This is a genomic window from Microbacterium sp. LWH3-1.2 (assembly GCF_040675855.1).
GTDB lineage: Bacteria > Actinomycetota > Actinomycetes > Actinomycetales > Microbacteriaceae > Microbacterium.
In genome coordinates, this window is record NZ_JBEGIK010000001.1 from 300550 (window position 1) to 317781 (window position 17232).

The following is a 17232-nucleotide window of genomic DNA, read 5'->3' on the forward strand; positions in this document are numbered from 1 at the left end:
TTGACAGGCTCGGTCCGGTCGACCTACACTCCGATGCATCCATTGCAACGTTACAATGGCGACCGTGGTGAGGGGCAAGGAGGTCCCCACAACATGACCCGACACAGCAAGCGCGGGCTCGTCCCGCTGATGGCCGCGATGTTCGCGGTCGCCCTGGTCCTCTCCGGCTGTTCCGGCAGTGGGGCCGCAGCGCCGTCCGGCGGCTCGGCGGTCAACGCTGATGCCGAACCGCCGACCCCGCCCGCAGGCGTCGCCTCGTTCGAGCCGATCGAGGCGGGTTCCGGTGAAGGTCTCACGGTGGGCTTCACCCAGCTGACGCTCGCCGCGGCATTCCCGACAGCGCTGCAGGCAGGCATGGACGACGCAGCCGCTGAGGCCGGGCTGAACCTCATCACCTGCGACTCGAAGTTCGACACCGCGGCGGCGCTGGATTGCGCCCGCCAGTTCAAGACCCAGAACGTCGACGGCCTGGTCACCTTCCAGGCGGACGCGGCCGCATCGCCGTCCATCTGCGAAGAGGGCGCGCAGGTCCCGGTCATCGCCATCGACATCGTGCAGGACCCTTGCCAGAAGGTGTTCGTCGGCGCGGCCAACGAGTACGCCGGCCAGCTCATCGGCTACCACGTCGGGAAGTACTTCGCAGATGAATTCGACTGCGAGTACGACGCCTATGTCTCTCTGGAGTCCACCGCGGTCGGCGCGGTGAACGACGCTCGCATGGACGGGACGGAGGACGGCTTCGAGAGCGTCTGCGGACCCATCCACGACGAGAAGATCCTCGACACCGGCGCCGGCGGTCAGACCGACGTCGCACAGCGGCTGTTCACCGACACGCTCACCGCGCTGCCCGGCGCATCCAAGATCGTGGTCGTCGGCATCAACGAGGACGTCATCCTCGGCGCCCTCGCCGCTGCTCGCGCCCAGGACCGCACCGATGACCTCTATATCGGGGTGCAGAACCTGGACCCGGACAACTGCGCGATTCTCACGTTCGATCACTGGATCGGGAGCGCGGCGTACTTCCCGGAGAAGTATGCGCTGCTGATCATCCCCGCGATCATCAAGCTCATCAAGGGCGAGGAAGTGCCGGACGAGATCCTGGTGCCGCATGAGTTCATCACGAAGGACACCCTGCTGGACTACTACCCGGATTACAGCTGCTAGTGACTGACTCCGTCTTCCTCAGCGCCCGTGGGCTCAGGAAGTCATTCGGCCAGGTCGAGGTCCTCCACGGTGTGGATCTCGACCTGGCGCCCGGCACCGTCACGGCGCTGCTGGGCGAGAATGGCGCCGGCAAGTCCACCTTCGTCCGCATCATCGCGGGCGACTACCAGCCCGACGGCGGCACCATCCGCCTCGATGGGGTCGAAGAGCGCTACTCCGTCGCAGGCGCCCGCAAACGCGGCATCCGCCTGATCTCCCAGGAGATCAGTGACGCACCCACCCTCACTGTGGCCGAGAACGTCGTGCTCGGAGCGTGGCCGACCAGCACAGGCTTCGTGAACCGCAAGGCCATGCGAAGCGAAGCCCGACAGGCGCTGCATGCCCTGGGCGCCGACGACCTGGATCTCGACGCGATTCAAACCTCACTGCGGCTGGGTGAGCGGCAGATCGTGGAGGTCGCCCGCGCGATCCGCGGGCAGAGCAAGCTGGTCATTTTCGACGAACCGACCGCGGCGCTCTCGGACGCCGAGGCGAAACAGCTTTACCGGGTTATCGCCACGCTCACTGAGCGCGGCGTCGCCGTGCTGTACATCACCCACCGGCTCGACGAGGTCTTTGCGATCGCCGACCGCGTCTGCGTCCTGCGCGACGGGGTGATGGCCATGCAGACGCTGGTCGCTGAGACCAACGCGCCCGCCGTGGTCGAAGCCATGGTCGGCCACAAAGTCGAGCGCGCCCGCGGCGCCGTGCGCGACTTCACGAGCGAAGCCGCTGCCCTGCAAGCGGCGGACCTGACCGGCCCCGGATACAGCGGCGTGAGCTTCACCGCCCACCGCGGCCAGATCCTCGGCCTCTATGGCAAGGTCGGCGCGGGCGTTATCGAAGTCGCCGAAGCACTCTTCGGAACGCGACCTATCGACACGGGCACCGTCGCCCTCGACGGCGCGGAACTGTCCCTGACCGGTCCGGCCGACGCCATTAGGCACGGCATCGGCTATCTTCCCCCCGACCGCGCGCGGGACGGGGCGTTCCTCATCCTGTCCGTTGCGGAGAACCTCACCGCACCCAGTTGGCGACGTCTGGCCACCGCGCATGCATTCATGACACGCAGCATCGATGCGCTCGCCTACCGGCGCTGGCACAAGCCTCTCGGGGTGAGATCCACCGGCGACCCCAAGCAGAATCTGGGGACGTTGTCCGGCGGCAACCAGCAGAAAGTTCTCCTGGGTCGGTGGCTGGAAGCCGGCTCACGGGTGCTCATCCTCAGTGAGCCCACCCGTGGTGTCGATGTCGGAGCCCGCGAAGAGATCTACGCGGTGCTGCGCGAACTTGCCGGCAACGGCACCACCATCATCATCGCCACATCCGATTATGAGGACATCGTGGGTGTTGCGGACACTGCGCTCGTCATGGTGCGCGGCGAGATCGTCGCACACATTCCTCACCAAGAAATCACCGTCAATTCCTTGACCGAGGCCGCCGGAGGCGCCATCCATGTCTGACACACTCACCGCGCCCAGCCTCACCCCCACTCCCACCCGCAACAGGCTGCGACTTCCGGAGACGCTGGCGCTGATCATCTTCCTGCTCGCCGAAGTCATCTTCTTCTCCGTCGCCTCCAAGTACTTCCTCAGCTGGGACAACTTCGTCAACATCTTCTCCGCCGTCGCCGTCACGGGAATCCTGGCTGCAGGCGCCACCATCCTGCTGATCGGCGGCCAGTTCGACCTGTCCATCGGCTCCGGTGTCGCCTGGGTCGGCCTGATGTTCGCCTTGACGAATCCGATCCTCGGTACCCCGGCGGCGCTGCTCATCTCCTTCGGTAGCGGACTCCTGATCGGTGTCATCAACGGGTTCCTGGTCACCGTCGTCGGAGTCAATGCGCTGATCACCACCCTCGGGACGATGGCCATTTTCCGCGGACTCACCATCTCCATCGGTCAAGGTCAGAGCATCGGCGTCACCGGTTTCGACTGGGCACTCATCCGCCCGTTCCTGGGCATTCCCCTTCCCGTGATCCTTTTCGTCCTCGTCGCCATCGTCGTCGCACTGCTGCTGCGCAACACGGTCTATGGGCGCAGCATCTACGCCATCGGCGCGAACCCGTCCGCTGCACGACTGGTCGGACTGGGAAGCAAGCGGAACATCTTCATCGCCTTCCTCATTTCCGGACTCTGCATGGCCCTGGCCGGGCTGACCAGCGTGTCCCAACTCGGCGCCACCTCCGGGACCACCGGTCTCGGCATGGAACTGGCCGCGATCACCGCCGTCATCCTCGGCGGAACCAGCCTCACCGGCGGCGTCGGCTCGATGAGCGGCACGGTCCTCGGCCTGCTGATCGTCGCGGTCCTGGGCAACGGCATGACCCTGCTGAACATCAACTCGTCGTGGCAGCAGGTAGCCACGGGCATTCTGCTGATCCTCGCAGTGTCGTTCGACCGCCTCCGTCAGCGTCTGCTTCGCTCGCGATGAGCCAGCGCGACTCGCCTCGTATCCGACCCGTCAGCCTCGACCCCGAGCTCGCCGCCGCACTCACCCGGCGGTTCAACGTCCGCCGGCGTCCCGACGAAACACCAGAAGCCGTCGAACGCCGCCGTCGCCGGGAATGGCACCACGAACGGCGTGAAGGAGCGGAGCCCCTCGGAGTCGAGGCGATCATCGGCGGGGTGCGTTGCCGCCTCTACGAACCGTCCACCCCGGCTGGCGCGACCCTGATGTGGCTTCACGGTGGAGGGTGGCTGTATGGGGAGCCGGAGGGCGACGAAATGATGCTGCAACGCATCGCGGATGAAGGTGACCTCAGAGTTGTCGCGCCGGACTACCGGCTCGCACCCGAGCACCCGTTCCCCGCCGCAGCCGATGACGCACACAACGTCTATCGCGAGCTCAGCGCCACAGAGCAGGTCATCGTCGCCGGCGCCAGCGCAGGCGCGACCCTCGCCGCTGGACTGTGTCTCCGCCTGCGTGACGAAGGCGACCCACTGCCCCTCTGCCAGCTCCTGATCTGCCCCGCACTGGACAACGAGGCCACCGACGACGACGCGGGGCCGCTGCGCCGCGAAGACATGAACATGTTCTGGTCCGCGTACCTGCAGGCGCGAGGGCGGAAACCCAGCATCTACGCCGTGCCAGCCCATGCCGGCACGCTCGCCGGGCTCCCGCCGGCCTACGTCTTCACCACCTCCGGTGACCCGTTGCGACTGGAAGGATGGCGGTACGCCGAACGTCTCGCCGCCGACGGTGTCGAAGTCACCGCGCAGTTCCTCCCCGGCGGATACCACGGGTTCGAATACGAGGTACCGGATTCGGCGATCGCGCGGCGAGCAGTCGGGCAGTGGATCGAGGTGCTGCGTCGCGTCGCGACCACACATCAGCGCACCGAAGAGAACAAGGAGCTCGCATGAGCGACGTCGCCGATGCTTCAACGCCGCAGCGGGTCTGTTTCCTCATGCAAGTCAAATCCGAGCGCGTGGCGGAGTACCTCACGGTGCATGAGGACATCTGGCCGGACATGCTGGAAGCTCTTCGTGAGACCGGGTGGACGAATTTCTCCCTCTTCCTGCGGCGGCGTGATGGGCTCGTCGTCGGCTACGTCGAGACAGCGGACTACGCCCTGGCGACTTCCGCGATGGCACGCAGAGAAGTGAACACCCGCTGGCAGCGAACGATGGCCGAGTACTTCGTCGAGGGCCGCCCCGACGAAGACGTCGACGTTCTCGAGGAATACTTCCACCTGCCGTAATGCCTGCCACCGACGCTCAGACGAGCGTCTCCCCGCGTAAGAGGCCTGTATGACGAACGACGCCGCGCCCGTGATGGTCGAATGGTTCGGAGCCGGTGGATGGACGCCCATCCCCGACCTCGTCGACGTTCTCGAGAAGGACCCAGCTGCATACGACGCACGGCCAGGGGCGAGGCCCGCTGAAGACAAAGCCCTCCTGGCGAAGGCAGGTGTCACCGTCACCGACCTCACGATCCCCGGCGACGTGCCCGTGCAAGCACGGCTCTACCGCCCCGCGGAGCCTCACGTATCCGCCGCGGTCGTCTGGGTTCACGGCGGCGGCTTCATCTTCTACTCACTCGACGGCCCCGAAGCGCACCACATCAGCTCCGTGCTAGCCGCCGGCGGCATCGCCGTTCTCTCGCTGGACTATCGGAAGGCGATCGGCGGCGTCCACTACCCCGCACCCTCCGACGACATCCTCACCGGTTGGCTCTGGGCGACACAGAACCTGGACCGGCTGGGAATTGAACAGGTGGAAGAGCTCCATCTCGCCGGCGCCAGCGCCGGCGGTAACCTCGCAGCCGGTGTCGCGAAGCGCTTGCGAGACGGAGCCGGACCCCTTCCCGCATCAGTCGCGCTCGCTTACCCCTTCATCGGACCAAACGCTCAACCCGTCGAGAACCCACCAACCGAAGCATTCCCGGACTGGTGGCTCGAACAAATGGCTCAGAACTACGTCGGAGACACCGCCCTCCTAACTGACCCCTACGCCTTCCCACTGAATGGAACCGTCGCGGGGCTACCACCCACATTCCTCGTCCTGTCCGACATCGACACGATCCGCCCCTCCGGTGAGGCCTACGCGGCAGCACTGGAAAGCGCAGGCGTCGAGACACATGTGCACGTGGAACCAGGCACAACACACGGCCAACTCGATCGACCCGGCACGCGCGGCGCAGAAGAAACGATCGCGGCGATTCAGGACTGGCTGCTTCGCGAGAACTAGCTCGCTGCCGTCCACCCGCGAGGTGAAGGACACCGCATGGGCGGTGAAAGGGTTCCAACGCTGCGGCTAGGACTCTCGGAGCGGCCCGGCGAGCCACGCGCCGGTCAGGCGCCCCCACCGCGTGGGATCCGTGTTCCACCCCAAGGCGTGATCAGCGCGGAATGTCTCGAGTTCGACTATGTCGGGGCGGAGCTGCGCGAGTCGACGGGCCGCAGCCGTCGGCGATGAAGTGTCGTCAGTCCCGTGGAGGATCAGCGTCGGAACGGACAGCTCCTTGGCACGCGTGATCCAGTCATAGCTGTCCAGGGCCAGGGCCGACTCTAGCCCGACGACTCGTACGAGCGCACTCCACTGCAGCCACGGGCGAGTAAGCCTACCCACGTGAGGTGGCAAGCCGGCGCGGGCGCAGTTCGCTTCAATCGTTGCGTACCAATCGAGCACCGGAGAGTCGAGGATGAGCCGATTGATGATGCCCTCGAACTCGAGATCGGCGGCCACCTGCAGCGCGATTGCGCCCCCCATCGACCACCCGAACAGGACGATTCGTTCGGCGCCACGCGCGATCGCGAACCTCACCGCAGCGCGAACGTCGTCGGTCTCGGTGGCACCGAGTGTTGAGCGCCCCGATCCCGCGGTGGGGCCCTCGCGGTCGTTGCGGTAGGTGACGACGAGCGAGGTAAGTCCCACGTCAGCGGCGACTTGCACGCCGCGAAGCGTGCCGGCGCGAGGGCTGGAGAGGCCGTGGATGTGGACGGCCCAGGCGTTGGTCGCGTTGGAGGTAGGACGGATCAGCCAGGCTGGCGCAGGTCCGACAGGTGTCTCCACGATGACGTCCTCCGCGTGGAGACCGGCATCCGCCGGATCGCGGTAGTAGATGCCGCTCCACGACGCGCGGCGGCCAAGTCGGAGCGCGTCCTCTGGTTCGGCTGACTCCACCAGCCGCGTCACCGTTCCGGCGTCCTGGGCGACGACCGGCCCGAGCCGAACCCACCCTCCATCCTCAAGCCACAGGTTGTAGATGCCCGGCGCCGCCGTCGCTGACGTGCGGTCGAGAACCACCGCGGTGTGATCCTCGTGCTGCACGATGTCCTGGATCTTGAGGTTGTAGTCCCTCCCTGACGGAGGTGCCGTGAGCTTGCGCGCGATCACGAACCCGAGAGTCGCGGCTCCGGCAACGATGGCAAGAGCGAACCCGGTGACGCCGGCGACCCACGCGTCGGCCCTCAACGCGTGCCCCTCGTCGTGGCACCCGCACTCGGCGCATCCGCGCTGGCGCCGCGCCCGAGCAGGTGCTTCTCAACTGCCTCAACCACCACACGCTCAGCATCGCTCATCTCGAACGGAACACGCGAGTCGACGACGGCGTCTCGGATCTCGACGACTCGCCGGTGGAGCCGCGTCTCCGGATCCGAAGCGTTGAAGCAGGCCGCGTCCAGCAGGCTCATCCCAGGCCGAACACGTTCGCTGTCTGAAGCGCTCTGGGTCTGATGGAGGCTCTGGTGTGTCCCGGGTTCCACGGCGTTCGAGCCTCCAACAAACTCAGGGCGCTTCAGACCGCCGGAATGCAAGGCACAGGGCGGGTCGCGCCGATGCGCGACCCGCCCTCATACGGATCAGTGCCAGCCGGCGCCTGTCCCGTGGGTGCTGAGGACCTCTTCGGGTTCGAACGCCCCGCGGTAGGCGGCTGCCGGATGGCGGTCGGGCAGCCGCCCGTCCGTGTCAGGGAAGAGCCGCTCGCGCAGAGTTCCCGGTTCATACTCACGCTGGGCGAGGCCGCGCTCCTGCAGAACAGGGATGACGTGCTCAACAAACTCGCGGTAGGACCCCGGGAAGTACTGGGCGATTACGTTGATGCCATCGATTCCGGCGTCCTGCCATTCCTCCAGACGATCCGCGATCGACTCCGGCGTGCCGACCATACGGAGGTTGTACGACAGCGCCCCGGCGACGTCGGCCACCGTGGCCTTCCTTCCCGGGTTGGCGTCTTCGAAGACGCGAGCGTAGCCCTGAATTCCGACTGCGTCGGTCTGCTCGATCGGCATGGTGGGGTCGTACTTAGCGAGGTCGATGCCCATGTCTCGGCTGATGTGGGCGGCCAACCCCTCGTAGCTGACCCACTCGTCGATCTCCGCCGCCTTGCGCTGTGCCTCTTCCTCGGTGCTGCCGATCACAAAGGACATTCCCTGGATGAACTTAAGGTCGTCGGCGCGGCGACCGTTCGTGACCGCGAGTGCGCGCTGATCGGCAATGCCTCGACGCGCGCCCTCGACGCTGGGGAAGACGACGAACGTTCCTTCGGCGTGTCGGGCGGCGAAGTCTCTTCCACGGCCGGACGCGCCGGCCTGGTACAGTACGGGCGTTCGCTGGGGTGAGGGCGAGACGAGATGCGGCCCCATAACTCGATAGTTCTCGCCCTGATGGTGAATGCGGTGAATCTGGTCTCTATCGGCGTAGACCCCGCCCTCCCGATCGGCGAGCACCGCGCCCTCGTCCCACGATCCTTCCCAGAGTTTGTACACGACGTCCATGTACTCCTCGGCCCACTCGTATCGTCGGTCGTGCGCGACGATCTCGTCGAGTCCGTAGTTCTGAGCCGCGTTGTGCGACACGCTCGTGACGATGTTCCAGCCGATGCGTCCCTTACTGAGGTGATCGAGTGTAGAGACCTTGCGTGCGAAGCTGAACGGATGCTCGCTGAGGATCGAGCTGGTGAAGGTGAGCCCGAGGTTCGTCGTGGACGCGAGAAGCGCAGCGCACAGCACTGCGGGATCGTTGCAAGGAATCTGCAGTCCCTCGCGGATGTAGGCGTCCCAGCTTCCGTCGAAGGCAGGGTCGATCCCGATTACGTCGGCGAAGAAGAGCGCATCGAACTTGCCCGCTTCGGCGATCCGGGCAAGCTCGACCCACGTGTCGAGATCATTCAGATGAACCTGGGTGGTCTCAGGGTTGCGCCAGGTCCCGTGGTAGACGTGCGACACCACATTCATGGTGAATGCGTTGAAGATAAGACGCTTGCGATTCATGATTTCTCCTGCAGTGGTGGGCGGGTGAGGTCTTAGCTAGGTGCGACAGCCAGTGCGCGGGTTTGCCGATCGAGATAGATCATCGGCTCTGTGGCACCGGGGTCGTTCGAGGCATCGACGACGTTGCCGACGATGATCGAGTGGGTTCCGTACTCGAGTCGTTGCGTAACGCTGCACTCGAACACCGCGAGCGCAGTGGTCAGCGACGGAAGGCCACTGGCAGTGCTGCCCCAGTCGGCGTGGGCGAACCGTTCCGCACGACTCCGGCTCCGCGCGAAAGCGTCGAGCACCTCGCCATGCTCGGTGGAGAGCACGTTTACGGTGAACCGACCTTCGGTCACGATCGGGTCATGTGCGGAGGCGCTCTTGTTCACGCACACGAGCAACGACGGCGGATCGAAGCTCACGGAGCTGACCGCAGTCGCCGCGAGCCCCGCCGGACCCGCATCACTCCGAGTCGTGACGAGCGCCACGCCGGAGGCTAGCTTTCGCATCCCGTCTCTGAACAGCATCGGATCCACAGCTCTTGATGGGTCTGGCGAGATAGGTCGCGCTGGCACGTTCGTGTCGTGGTTCATGTGGTGCTCCTTTCGTGTCGGCACCGGTGAGAGCAAAGTACGGTGGTGAGCGCGGCGCCTCCGCACACGTCGTTGATGTCTGCACATGTGTTCCAGCAACGGTGCAGGCGGGTTCCAATCGTCGAACGTCTGTGAGCACGTTGTTACACCCCCGAAATCGCGGAGCAATCGGCCATGCGCACCGTCCCGTGAGTCTGAAAGGACGCATCCGTCGGAGACGGGTGCTTCGACGCGTTGAATCATCAGGAGCGCGCATGGCGTACTGGACTCTGGACTCGCTGGCGCCACGGGAACGCTTCCCGTACTGGCGTGAGGTGCTCTGCCAAGCCTTCACTCCTCTTGCAGCGGACGTGGACCGCGAAAAGGCGTTCGGTCACTCCGGCTGGGTGCGTTCGATGCCCGTGTCCGACACGAACGGCGCGGAGATCGCCTCACGCAGCCAGGTGATCTCCCACGGCCCACGCGAGGTCCGTCGTACTGATCGGCACCACATCTTCGTCAATGTCATGCTCGAGGGTTCGTGCATCGTCGAGCAGGATGGACGCTGCGCCTCGATCGCGTCGGGTGGTTACTCCGTTGTCGACACGACCCGGGAGTACCGACAGCTGTACGTGGAGGACTCCCAGCGAGGGCGGTGGCGGGCTCTTTCGTACCGTCTGCCTCGTGAGTCGGTGATCGATCAGCTGTTTGAGCCGCTCGCCTCAACGGCCGAGTTGCACAGTGCTGCGCAAGGGGGGATGGCTGCCCTGGCCCTATCGACAATGCTCAACGTCTGGCGCAACGCCGAACAGCTCGATCGAAGAGGGATGCTGGCCGCCGAGACATCGCTCCACGCGGTTCTCGTCGCGGCGATGAACAAAGGCACCCCCCACGCCGAACGTGCCGATCGGGCCGCACGCGACGCAGCGATGCGCGCCGCCGTCGAGCGCCACATCGAGGCTGGCCTCCAAGGCCGCGATCTCTCGGCAACGTCGACCGCGCGCGCGTTCTCCATCTCGGTTAGAAAGTTGCACGGGCTGTTCGAGCAGGCAGATCGCAGTTACGCGCAGACGGTGAAGCACATGCGAGTCCGCGCTTGCGCCGAAGATCTGATGTCGGGGACAGCCGGCGCTATGACCGACATCGCGTTGAGATGGGGGTTCAGCGACCTGTCTCACCTCAACCGGACATTTCGAAGCGAGTATGGATGCCTGCCTTCGGCATTACGGCGAGCGGCTCCGCGATCGAGTCCCTCGGGTTCCGTCATTGAGCGACAGCGCGGCTGACGTCAGCGGTGGAGTCGGGCGATCGCATGGCAGTTCTTCCGCGACATCTCACATCGGCGAACGCGCCCCCGTGAGGCGGATCTTGCGCGATCTGACCTTCCGCATGCATTCAGCGACATGCGTCGACCGTAGCTGACATCGACTCTCTGGACCGGGCACGCGTTGATCCTCGCCGTTGCCTCTAGGACCGACGCCATTCACAGCGACACGCTCACCGAGCTACCGATACACCACTCTGACGGACGCAACCAGCGTCCACCGTCGCTCCGGGTACTCCACGTGGATTCGTGGCGGTTCGCGGCCGCGTTCGATGAGGTTCGAGATGCCCGCAGTCATTCACACAGACGCAATCGAGTCGCAAGCTGTGTCCTCTTCTCGCCAGCACCCGGCGTACGAACAACCGCGCAGAGGGTCTCCTTCGCGGCGACATCCTATGTCCGCATTGCTGAACCCGTCTCGTCTGCAACACCGGCGCCTCGCGTGCGTCGAAGGATGCGTCGACCCGCGATGGATAGCTGAAGGGGCACAAGCACTGAGTTCCCACACGACTTGACTTCGAGTGCGCTCGAACTCTTAGCCTCTTCACTGTGACGACGAACGAGAACGGGACCGCGGGTCTGACGGTCGCGCAGATGGCAGCTGCGACCGGGGTGTCGGCCCACACGCTGCGCTACTACGAGCGAGCCGGGCTGATCCACCCGGTCGCGCGAACCTCAGCGAACCAGCGCCGGTACTCCGAAGCGGACCTCGAATGGTTGCGGTTCCTGCTGCGGCTGCGCGAGACGGGCATGCCGATCGCGCAGATGCGCGAATACGCCGACTTGCGCGCCGAGGGTCCTTCAACCCTCGGCTCGAGGCTGGCGCTGCTCGAAACCCATCAAGGAGAGCTCCGCGAGCGGATCGCCGTGCTCGAGCGGCACGAGCAAGCCCTCGACAGCAAGATCTCGACCTACCGCCACGACCTCGCGCAACAGCGCGCCCACGATTTCGTGGAAGGAGCAGACATCCATGACTGAAGCCACAACTCGCGAGGAACGCTACAAGATGGGACGAACGGTCCTCGACGCGGTCGACGGAACCGCCGGGGCGAACGTGATCGATTCGCTGCAGGACATCGCCCCCGAACTCGGTCACCAGGTCGTCGCATGGGGATTCGGCGAAATCTACGCGCGACCCGAACTCGCTCCGCGCGACCGCCAACTCGTCACCCTTGGCATGCTGACGGCGCTCGGGGGTTGCGAACCACAGCTGGAGGTCCACATCAATGCGGCCCTCAACGTCGGCCTGGCCCCGCAGCAGATCGTCGAAGCGCTCCTGCACTCCGCCGTCTACTGCGGATTCCCACGCGCGCTGAACGCGACCTTCGTCGCGAAGAAGGTCTTCACCGAACGGGGCCTCCTTCCGCGTCCCTGATCGCCCTGTCTCTGGGACTGTGACCGCCCGACAGTCGATGAGCCCCTAGCTCGAAAGACCAAGTTTCGCTCGAACGGACTCAGTCTGTCTTCGTTCGCCCGGGCGTAAGGCACCCATCCGTCGGTGACGCCGCGCACCAAGACCACGAACAGCCAGCAGATCGGACAGGGCAACACGAGCCAAAGGCCACGCCACGGCCGGGGGCCACGATCTCCCACCAGACTCCAGTCGAGGACCACGACGATCGGGGTGCCGTCAGCGATGGCGGCGGTCGACGCCCACCCCCTCATCCGCCGAACGATGGATCCCCGGAACGTCGTCGACCACTGGACCGACCACGTCGAGGGCGGCCACTTCCCGCGATGGAGGAGCTTCAGTTGCTCTCGGACGACATCCGAGGCTCTTTCCACGGCATGTCCTGACTCCGCGAGAGGGCCGGCGGGCTGCACCGGCCGGCCCGATCTGCGCGGCAGGTACGCAAGCGGGTCGGTCAGCGGGCGGCTCGTCGCGGGCGTCAACTGCCGACGAGATCGAAGCCGAAACTCCGCGTGAGTCCGCGCCGCACCCAGCCGCCGCCGCATTCTGCGTCCGAAACGTGACGCAACTGAGGCGCATTTCGAACGCGCAGACGCAGATCGAGGCGCAGGAAATATACTCTGACCTGGCCTTTTATTCTGCGGAGACGGAGGGATTTGAACCCTCGGTCCCCTTACGAGGACTCCACCTTAGCAGGGTGGTGCACTAGGCCTGACTATGCGACGTCTCCAGGCATCCTGCCGCGAAGGCGCGGATGCACCCAGCAATCATAACCGAGACCGGGACCGCTTCTTGCACGGCCGATCCGCGGGCCGGGGTTCATCCGGCGGACGCCACCTGATTGCCGCCGCGGGCCTTCGCCATGTACATCGCCTGGTCGGCGAGGCGTATGAGCTGATCGACGTTGCCTGCGTCGGAAGGGCCGCGAGCGTGTGCGACGCCGATGCTCGCACGGATCGAGAGCGATTCCGTCAGGAATGCATAGTCCTCCTCCACCGCTCGGCGCAGACGCTCCGCGATCTCGACAGCGGAGTCGGGATCCGCGGTGAGGACGACGACGAACTCGTCGCCGCCGTAGCGCGCGACCACGTCTCCCTCGCGGACGTTCGCCTGGAGCCGCCGTGCGACTTCGCGGAGCACCTCGTCGCCGAAGTCATGCCCGAGGTGGTCGTTGACGGCCTTGAAGCCGTCCAGGTCGATGAAGATCACCGTGCCGTGCGACAGATCCGTCAAGGCGGAGAGATCCTCGAGGCTGCGCCGATTCGGCAGATCCGTCGTCTCGTCGTGCATCGCCGCGTGCTCGAGGCGACGCTGCAGCCGCACGGCCGCGAGTTTCTGGGCGGCCTGCCCCGCCAGCGCCTCGGCGAGCGGGGTCGCCTCATCGTCGAAGACACGTGGGTGGCGGAAGAAGCAGGCGAAGACGCCCGCCGCGGCGTCATCCAGCTGGAGCGGTGCCGTGAGGAACGCGTCCACCCCGGCCTGCCGCATGGCCGACGCGATGACGGGTGAGAGGTGCTCGGCCTCGGTGAGGCCGCTGACCTTGACGACCTGCCGGAGCCGCATCGGCACTCCAGCGATGAGCGACTCGGGAATGAGGTCGTGGAAGGGATCGGTCCCCGCGGTGCGGCGGAGCACGCCGTCCTCGCCGCAGAGGGCGACAGCCGATTCCTCGGCCCGATACGCCTGCGCGGCCGTGCTCGCGAGGATCTGGCTCAGCCGCTCCTCGGTCGTGGCCGTCGCGAGCGCGATAGACGCATCCATGATGAGCTGCAGACGCGTCTGCGTGCGGTCGGCGAGGCTGTGGAGGCGCCGGAGGCGCCTGCCGGCCGCATACCGGTCCGATGCGTCGATGCCCGTGAGGACCGCCCCGTCGCCCTGCCGCTCGCGCACGAGCATGAGGACTCGATCGGGGTCTGCCGTGCTCGCCATGAGGACCGTGCTCGTCTCATCGAGGAAGTCAGGAGCGACCACGAGCAGCTCGTGCAGCGCCCGGCCGACGGGCTCGACGCCGATCCACCGACGGAACCAGCCGTTCGACTCGATGACGCGGTCGTCGGCGTCGAGCCGGAGGACGACGACCGGGAGCGCGTCGATGTCCGGTCCGATCATCGGTTCCTCCCCCGTGTCGGGCGCCCAGGGCGCGTGAGAAATCTAACCCAAACCCGATCCCGCAGCGACAGGAACGGGACGCGAAGCGAACAACGCACCGACGTGCTCCACCGCTGGAGCCGCGCCAGGCTTCGTCGACGCCTTCGCGGCCTACCGGCCCTCGGGCTGGGTGCATGTCGTCTGCGCCGCGGTCTGCCCGGCGATCGCCGACGGCAGCTCGACACGCGTCTCCGCCGGCGGGGGCTCGGTGACCGGAGTCTCGGCCGCGGGCGTCTCGCCGACCGCCTCGGTCGCGGCGGGCGTCGGAGCAACCTCGGGCTTGACAGCCTCACCGGTCACCTCGACGCCGTACCCCTGGCTCGCGTCGCCGGTGAGCGTCAGCGGTTGATTGGCCTTCAGGGCGTCGAAGAGCACCGTCGCGGCGTCCTTCACGGGCATCACGCGGCTGGCGCCGTCGCCCGAGGCGTAGCGCGTCGGGTACTGCACGAAGACGATGTCCTCGTACGGCACATCCTTGACGGCCATCGCGATCTGCACCATGAGCGTGGGATTGGTGAGGCCGGAGCTCAGCACGAGCTGACCTTCCTTCGCCTGGCTGATAGCCGTGGACGCGAGGTTCAGCAGCGTCGCGGGGTTCGCGAGCACCGAATCGGACTGGAGCTTGCGCACCATGGACGACATGAACTGCTGCTGGTTCGAGATGCGGCCGAGGTCGGAGCCGTCGCCGATGCCGTGACGGATGCGCAGGAATTGCAGCGCCTGGACTCCCTGCAGGGTGTGGGTCCCGGCCGTCAGCTTGAGTCCCGTGTGCGAGTCGCTGATGTCGCCCGCGACACACACGTCGACGCCGCCGATGGCGTCGGACATGTTGATGACGCCGGTCCAGCGGATCGCGGCGGCGAAGTCGATCTGGTCATCGATCAGGGACTCGATCGTGAGCACGGTGCACGCGAGCCCGCCGTACTGATAAGACGCATTGAGCATCTGCGACGACATGGCCGAGTAGCTGCCGCTGCCGTCCTGCTTCGGGCACGACGGGATCGGCACGAGCATGTCGCGCGGGAACGACACCACGGTCACGCGGCGCGGCTCGTCCGAGATGTGCACGAGCATCGTGACGTCGTTGCGCTCACCCGCGGTCGCCTTGGCCTGGCACGCCCCCGACAGCGCGGCGTTCGCACCCTCGCACGAGTCGGTGCCGACCATGAGGATGTTCACGCCGCCCTCGATCGCGCCGAGCGACGGCGGTAACGGCTTCTCCTCGTCGAGCACGACGGCGTTCGCGGTGATCGTCTGCGTCGCGTCGAACAGGTTGTAAGCGGCGATTCCGGCCGCGCTCACGCCGAACACGCCGAGCGCGACTCCCAGCATCGCCACGAGGGTCATGAACGGATGCCGCGACTTCAGCACTCCGTGACGCGCGAGGGGTGTCTGGCCCTCTCTCGAGGGCCGCTTCACCGCTGCCATCAGCCGTTGGACCTGACGTTGCCGGCGGAACAGGTCTGCTGGGCGGCGTTCTGGCCGGGGATGTTGTCAGGCAGCGCCACCGCGGTGTCAGTCGGCGCGGGCGTCGGCGACGGATCGGCGGTCGCCGTGGGTGCGGGGTCGGCGGGCGCCTCGGTGGGCTGCGGGTCGGCCACGATCACTCCTCCGGTGAGGTCTTGGTCGTGCGTGATCTCGATCGGCTCGTTCGCCGCGAGCGCCGCCCACAGCTCCTTCGCCGAGTCGTAGTCGGGCACCACACGGTTGACGTCGGCGGGGTCGGTCAGCACGGGGTACTGCACGAACACGATGTCTTCGAAGGGCACGTTCTTGACCGCGAGCGCGATCTGCACGAGTGTCATCGGGTTGGTCAGCGACTTGCTCGGCGTGATGTTGTCGACGGCGGTCGCTGCGAGCTTGTACAGCGTCGCCGGGTTCGACAGCACTTCGTCGCTCACGAGCTTGCGTGCGAGGCTCGACATGTACTGCTGCTGGTTGCTGATGCGCGCCAGGTCGCTGCCGTTCTGCAGGCCGTGGCGGGTGCGCAGGAACTGCAGCGCCTCGACGCCCTGGATCGTGCGCGGCCCGGCCGGCCAGTTGATGGCGGTGTACTTGTCTTTGATGCCGCCGTTGCCGATGCAGACGTCTACGCCGCCGATCGCATCGGTGATGTTGATGACGTTGCCGAAACTCACCTTGGCGGCGAACGGGATGTTCTGGCCGCTGAGCTCCTTGATCGTCTTCGCGACGCAGGAGAGCCCGCCGTAGCCCCACGCTTCGTTGATCTGCGTCTTGCTCGTCGCGGAGGTGGTCGAGCCGTCCTCGCGGGTGCACGACGGGATCGGCACCATGAGGTCGCGCGGGAACGACACCACCGTCACCCGCCGCGGATTGTCGGAGATGTGCACGAGCATGTTGACGTCGTTGAGCTGCCCGCCGGCGTCCGCGCCGGTGCAGCGCTCACCGAAGATGTAGGCGAACTCCTCTTCGCACTCGTCGGTGCCGACCAGGAGCACGTCGACGCCGCCCTCGATCGCGCCGATGTCCGGCGGGACGGCACCCTGGCCCTCGAGTTCGACGGCGTCCTCGGTGAAGCTCGTCGTGAAGTCCGTGGCGGCGTAGGCGGCCACGCCGGCGCCCGACACCAGCACGACGGCGGCGACGATGCCGACGAGCTTCACGATGAAACCGAACGGGGTCGGAGACGACAGCTCACCGTGACGGGCCACCGTGCGGCGGCCGCGCCTCGTGGGCTTGTGCGTCGGACTCACTCGGTTCCTTTCGGGGACTGCTTCTCGCCCCCCGGCACATCAGCACTGCGGAGGGTGTGGGATTCGAACCCACGGGACATTGCTGCCCACTGGTTTTCAAGACCAGGTCCATCGGCCGCTCGGACAACCCTCCCGACCGATGCCGCCCCGAGGGGAGCATC

At 66.3% G+C, this 17232-nt stretch carries 16 protein-coding genes and 2 tRNA genes; 9 read left to right on the forward strand and 9 right to left on the reverse strand.

Annotated elements, in window-relative coordinates; genetic code table 11:
• Positions 1-93: 93 nt before the first annotated feature.
• The 6 genes from MRBLWH3_RS01465 (at position 94) to MRBLWH3_RS01490 (ending at position 5894) form a co-directional block, all read left to right on the forward strand.
• Positions 94-1164, forward strand: coding sequence for a sugar ABC transporter substrate-binding protein (locus MRBLWH3_RS01465; protein ID WP_363428004.1), 1071 nt, complete (start codon positions 94-96; stop codon positions 1162-1164).
• 71 nt (positions 1165-1235) lie between these two features.
• Positions 1236-2666 carry a sugar ABC transporter ATP-binding protein gene (locus MRBLWH3_RS01470; RefSeq protein WP_363428006.1) on the forward strand — a complete coding sequence of 477 codons (1431 nt, stop codon included), beginning with the start codon at positions 1236-1238 and terminating at the stop codon, positions 2664-2666.
• Positions 2659-3636, forward strand: coding sequence for an ABC transporter permease (locus tag MRBLWH3_RS01475; protein WP_363428008.1), 978 nt, complete (start codon positions 2659-2661; stop codon positions 3634-3636). The genes MRBLWH3_RS01470 and MRBLWH3_RS01475 overlap by 8 nt, the downstream gene beginning before the upstream one ends.
• On the forward strand, positions 3633-4568 hold the full coding sequence (locus MRBLWH3_RS01480; protein WP_363428010.1) for an alpha/beta hydrolase: 936 nt from the start codon (positions 3633-3635) through the stop codon (positions 4566-4568). Before MRBLWH3_RS01475 ends, MRBLWH3_RS01480 begins: the two co-directional genes overlap by 4 nt.
• Complete coding sequence (locus MRBLWH3_RS01485; protein WP_363428012.1) at positions 4565-4906, forward strand: L-rhamnose mutarotase; 342 nt, start codon at positions 4565-4567, stop codon at positions 4904-4906. Before MRBLWH3_RS01480 ends, MRBLWH3_RS01485 begins: the two co-directional genes overlap by 4 nt.
• Positions 4907-4955: 49 nt before the next feature.
• Positions 4956-5894 carry an alpha/beta hydrolase gene (locus MRBLWH3_RS01490; protein WP_363428014.1) on the forward strand — a complete coding sequence of 313 codons (939 nt, stop codon included), beginning with the start codon at positions 4956-4958 and terminating at the stop codon, positions 5892-5894.
• A 66-nt stretch (positions 5895-5960) separates the two neighbouring features.
• Here MRBLWH3_RS01490 and MRBLWH3_RS01495 read toward each other — a convergent pair whose 3' ends face one another.
• The 4 genes from MRBLWH3_RS01495 to MRBLWH3_RS01510 all read right to left on the reverse strand — a co-directional run bounded on the left by MRBLWH3_RS01495 (position 5961) and on the right by MRBLWH3_RS01510 (position 9495).
• Positions 5961-7121 (reverse strand): alpha/beta hydrolase family protein, encoded by a 1161-nt coding sequence (locus MRBLWH3_RS01495; protein ID WP_363428016.1) that lies wholly within the window; start codon positions 7119-7121, stop codon positions 5961-5963.
• Positions 7118-7339 (reverse strand): DUF6545 domain-containing protein, encoded by a 222-nt coding sequence (locus tag MRBLWH3_RS01500; RefSeq protein WP_363428018.1) that lies wholly within the window; start codon positions 7337-7339, stop codon positions 7118-7120. The genes MRBLWH3_RS01495 and MRBLWH3_RS01500 overlap by 4 nt, the downstream gene beginning before the upstream one ends.
• Before the next feature lie 168 nt (positions 7340-7507).
• Positions 7508-8917 (reverse strand): LLM class flavin-dependent oxidoreductase, encoded by a 1410-nt coding sequence (locus MRBLWH3_RS01505; RefSeq protein WP_363428020.1) that lies wholly within the window; start codon positions 8915-8917, stop codon positions 7508-7510.
• A gap of 32 nt (positions 8918-8949) precedes the next feature.
• Positions 8950-9495, reverse strand: a complete 546-nt coding sequence (locus tag MRBLWH3_RS01510; protein ID WP_363428022.1) for a flavin reductase family protein — start codon at positions 9493-9495, stop codon at positions 8950-8952.
• Positions 9496-9749: 254 nt separating this feature from the next.
• Between MRBLWH3_RS01510 and MRBLWH3_RS01515 the strand changes: the two genes are divergently transcribed.
• The 3 genes from MRBLWH3_RS01515 (at position 9750) to MRBLWH3_RS01525 (ending at position 12173) form a co-directional block, all read left to right on the forward strand.
• Positions 9750-10760, forward strand: coding sequence for a helix-turn-helix domain-containing protein (locus MRBLWH3_RS01515; protein ID WP_363428024.1), 1011 nt, complete (start codon positions 9750-9752; stop codon positions 10758-10760).
• Between the two features lie 587 nt (positions 10761-11347).
• Positions 11348-11776: a MerR family transcriptional regulator gene (locus MRBLWH3_RS01520; protein ID WP_363428026.1), complete on the forward strand. Its 429-nt coding sequence runs from the start codon at positions 11348-11350 to the stop codon at positions 11774-11776.
• The gene (locus MRBLWH3_RS01525) at positions 11769-12173 is read left to right on the forward strand and encodes a carboxymuconolactone decarboxylase family protein (RefSeq protein ID WP_363428028.1); all 405 of its coding nucleotides are present in this window, start codon (positions 11769-11771) and stop codon (positions 12171-12173) included. The genes MRBLWH3_RS01520 and MRBLWH3_RS01525 overlap by 8 nt, the downstream gene beginning before the upstream one ends.
• Before the next feature lie 677 nt (positions 12174-12850).
• Here MRBLWH3_RS01525 and MRBLWH3_RS01530 read toward each other — a convergent pair.
• The 5 genes from MRBLWH3_RS01530 to MRBLWH3_RS01550 all read right to left on the reverse strand — a co-directional run bounded on the left by MRBLWH3_RS01530 (position 12851) and on the right by MRBLWH3_RS01550 (position 17204).
• Positions 12851-12939 (reverse strand) — tRNA-Ser (locus MRBLWH3_RS01530).
• Between the two features lie 89 nt (positions 12940-13028).
• The gene (locus MRBLWH3_RS01535; RefSeq protein ID WP_363428030.1) at positions 13029-14318 is read right to left on the reverse strand and encodes a sensor domain-containing diguanylate cyclase; all 1290 of its coding nucleotides are present in this window, start codon (positions 14316-14318) and stop codon (positions 13029-13031) included.
• 150 nt (positions 14319-14468) lie between these two features.
• Positions 14469-15785: an LCP family protein gene (locus MRBLWH3_RS01540; protein ID WP_363428032.1), complete on the reverse strand. Its 1317-nt coding sequence runs from the start codon at positions 15783-15785 to the stop codon at positions 14469-14471.
• A complete protein-coding gene (locus MRBLWH3_RS01545) occupies positions 15785-17071 on the reverse strand; it encodes an LCP family protein (RefSeq protein ID WP_363428034.1) in 1287 nt (428 codons plus the stop codon). Before MRBLWH3_RS01545 ends, MRBLWH3_RS01540 begins: the two co-directional genes overlap by 1 nt.
• A gap of 48 nt (positions 17072-17119) precedes the next feature.
• A tRNA-Ser gene (locus tag MRBLWH3_RS01550) sits at positions 17120-17204 on the reverse strand.
• Positions 17205-17232: the final 28 nt, after the last annotated feature.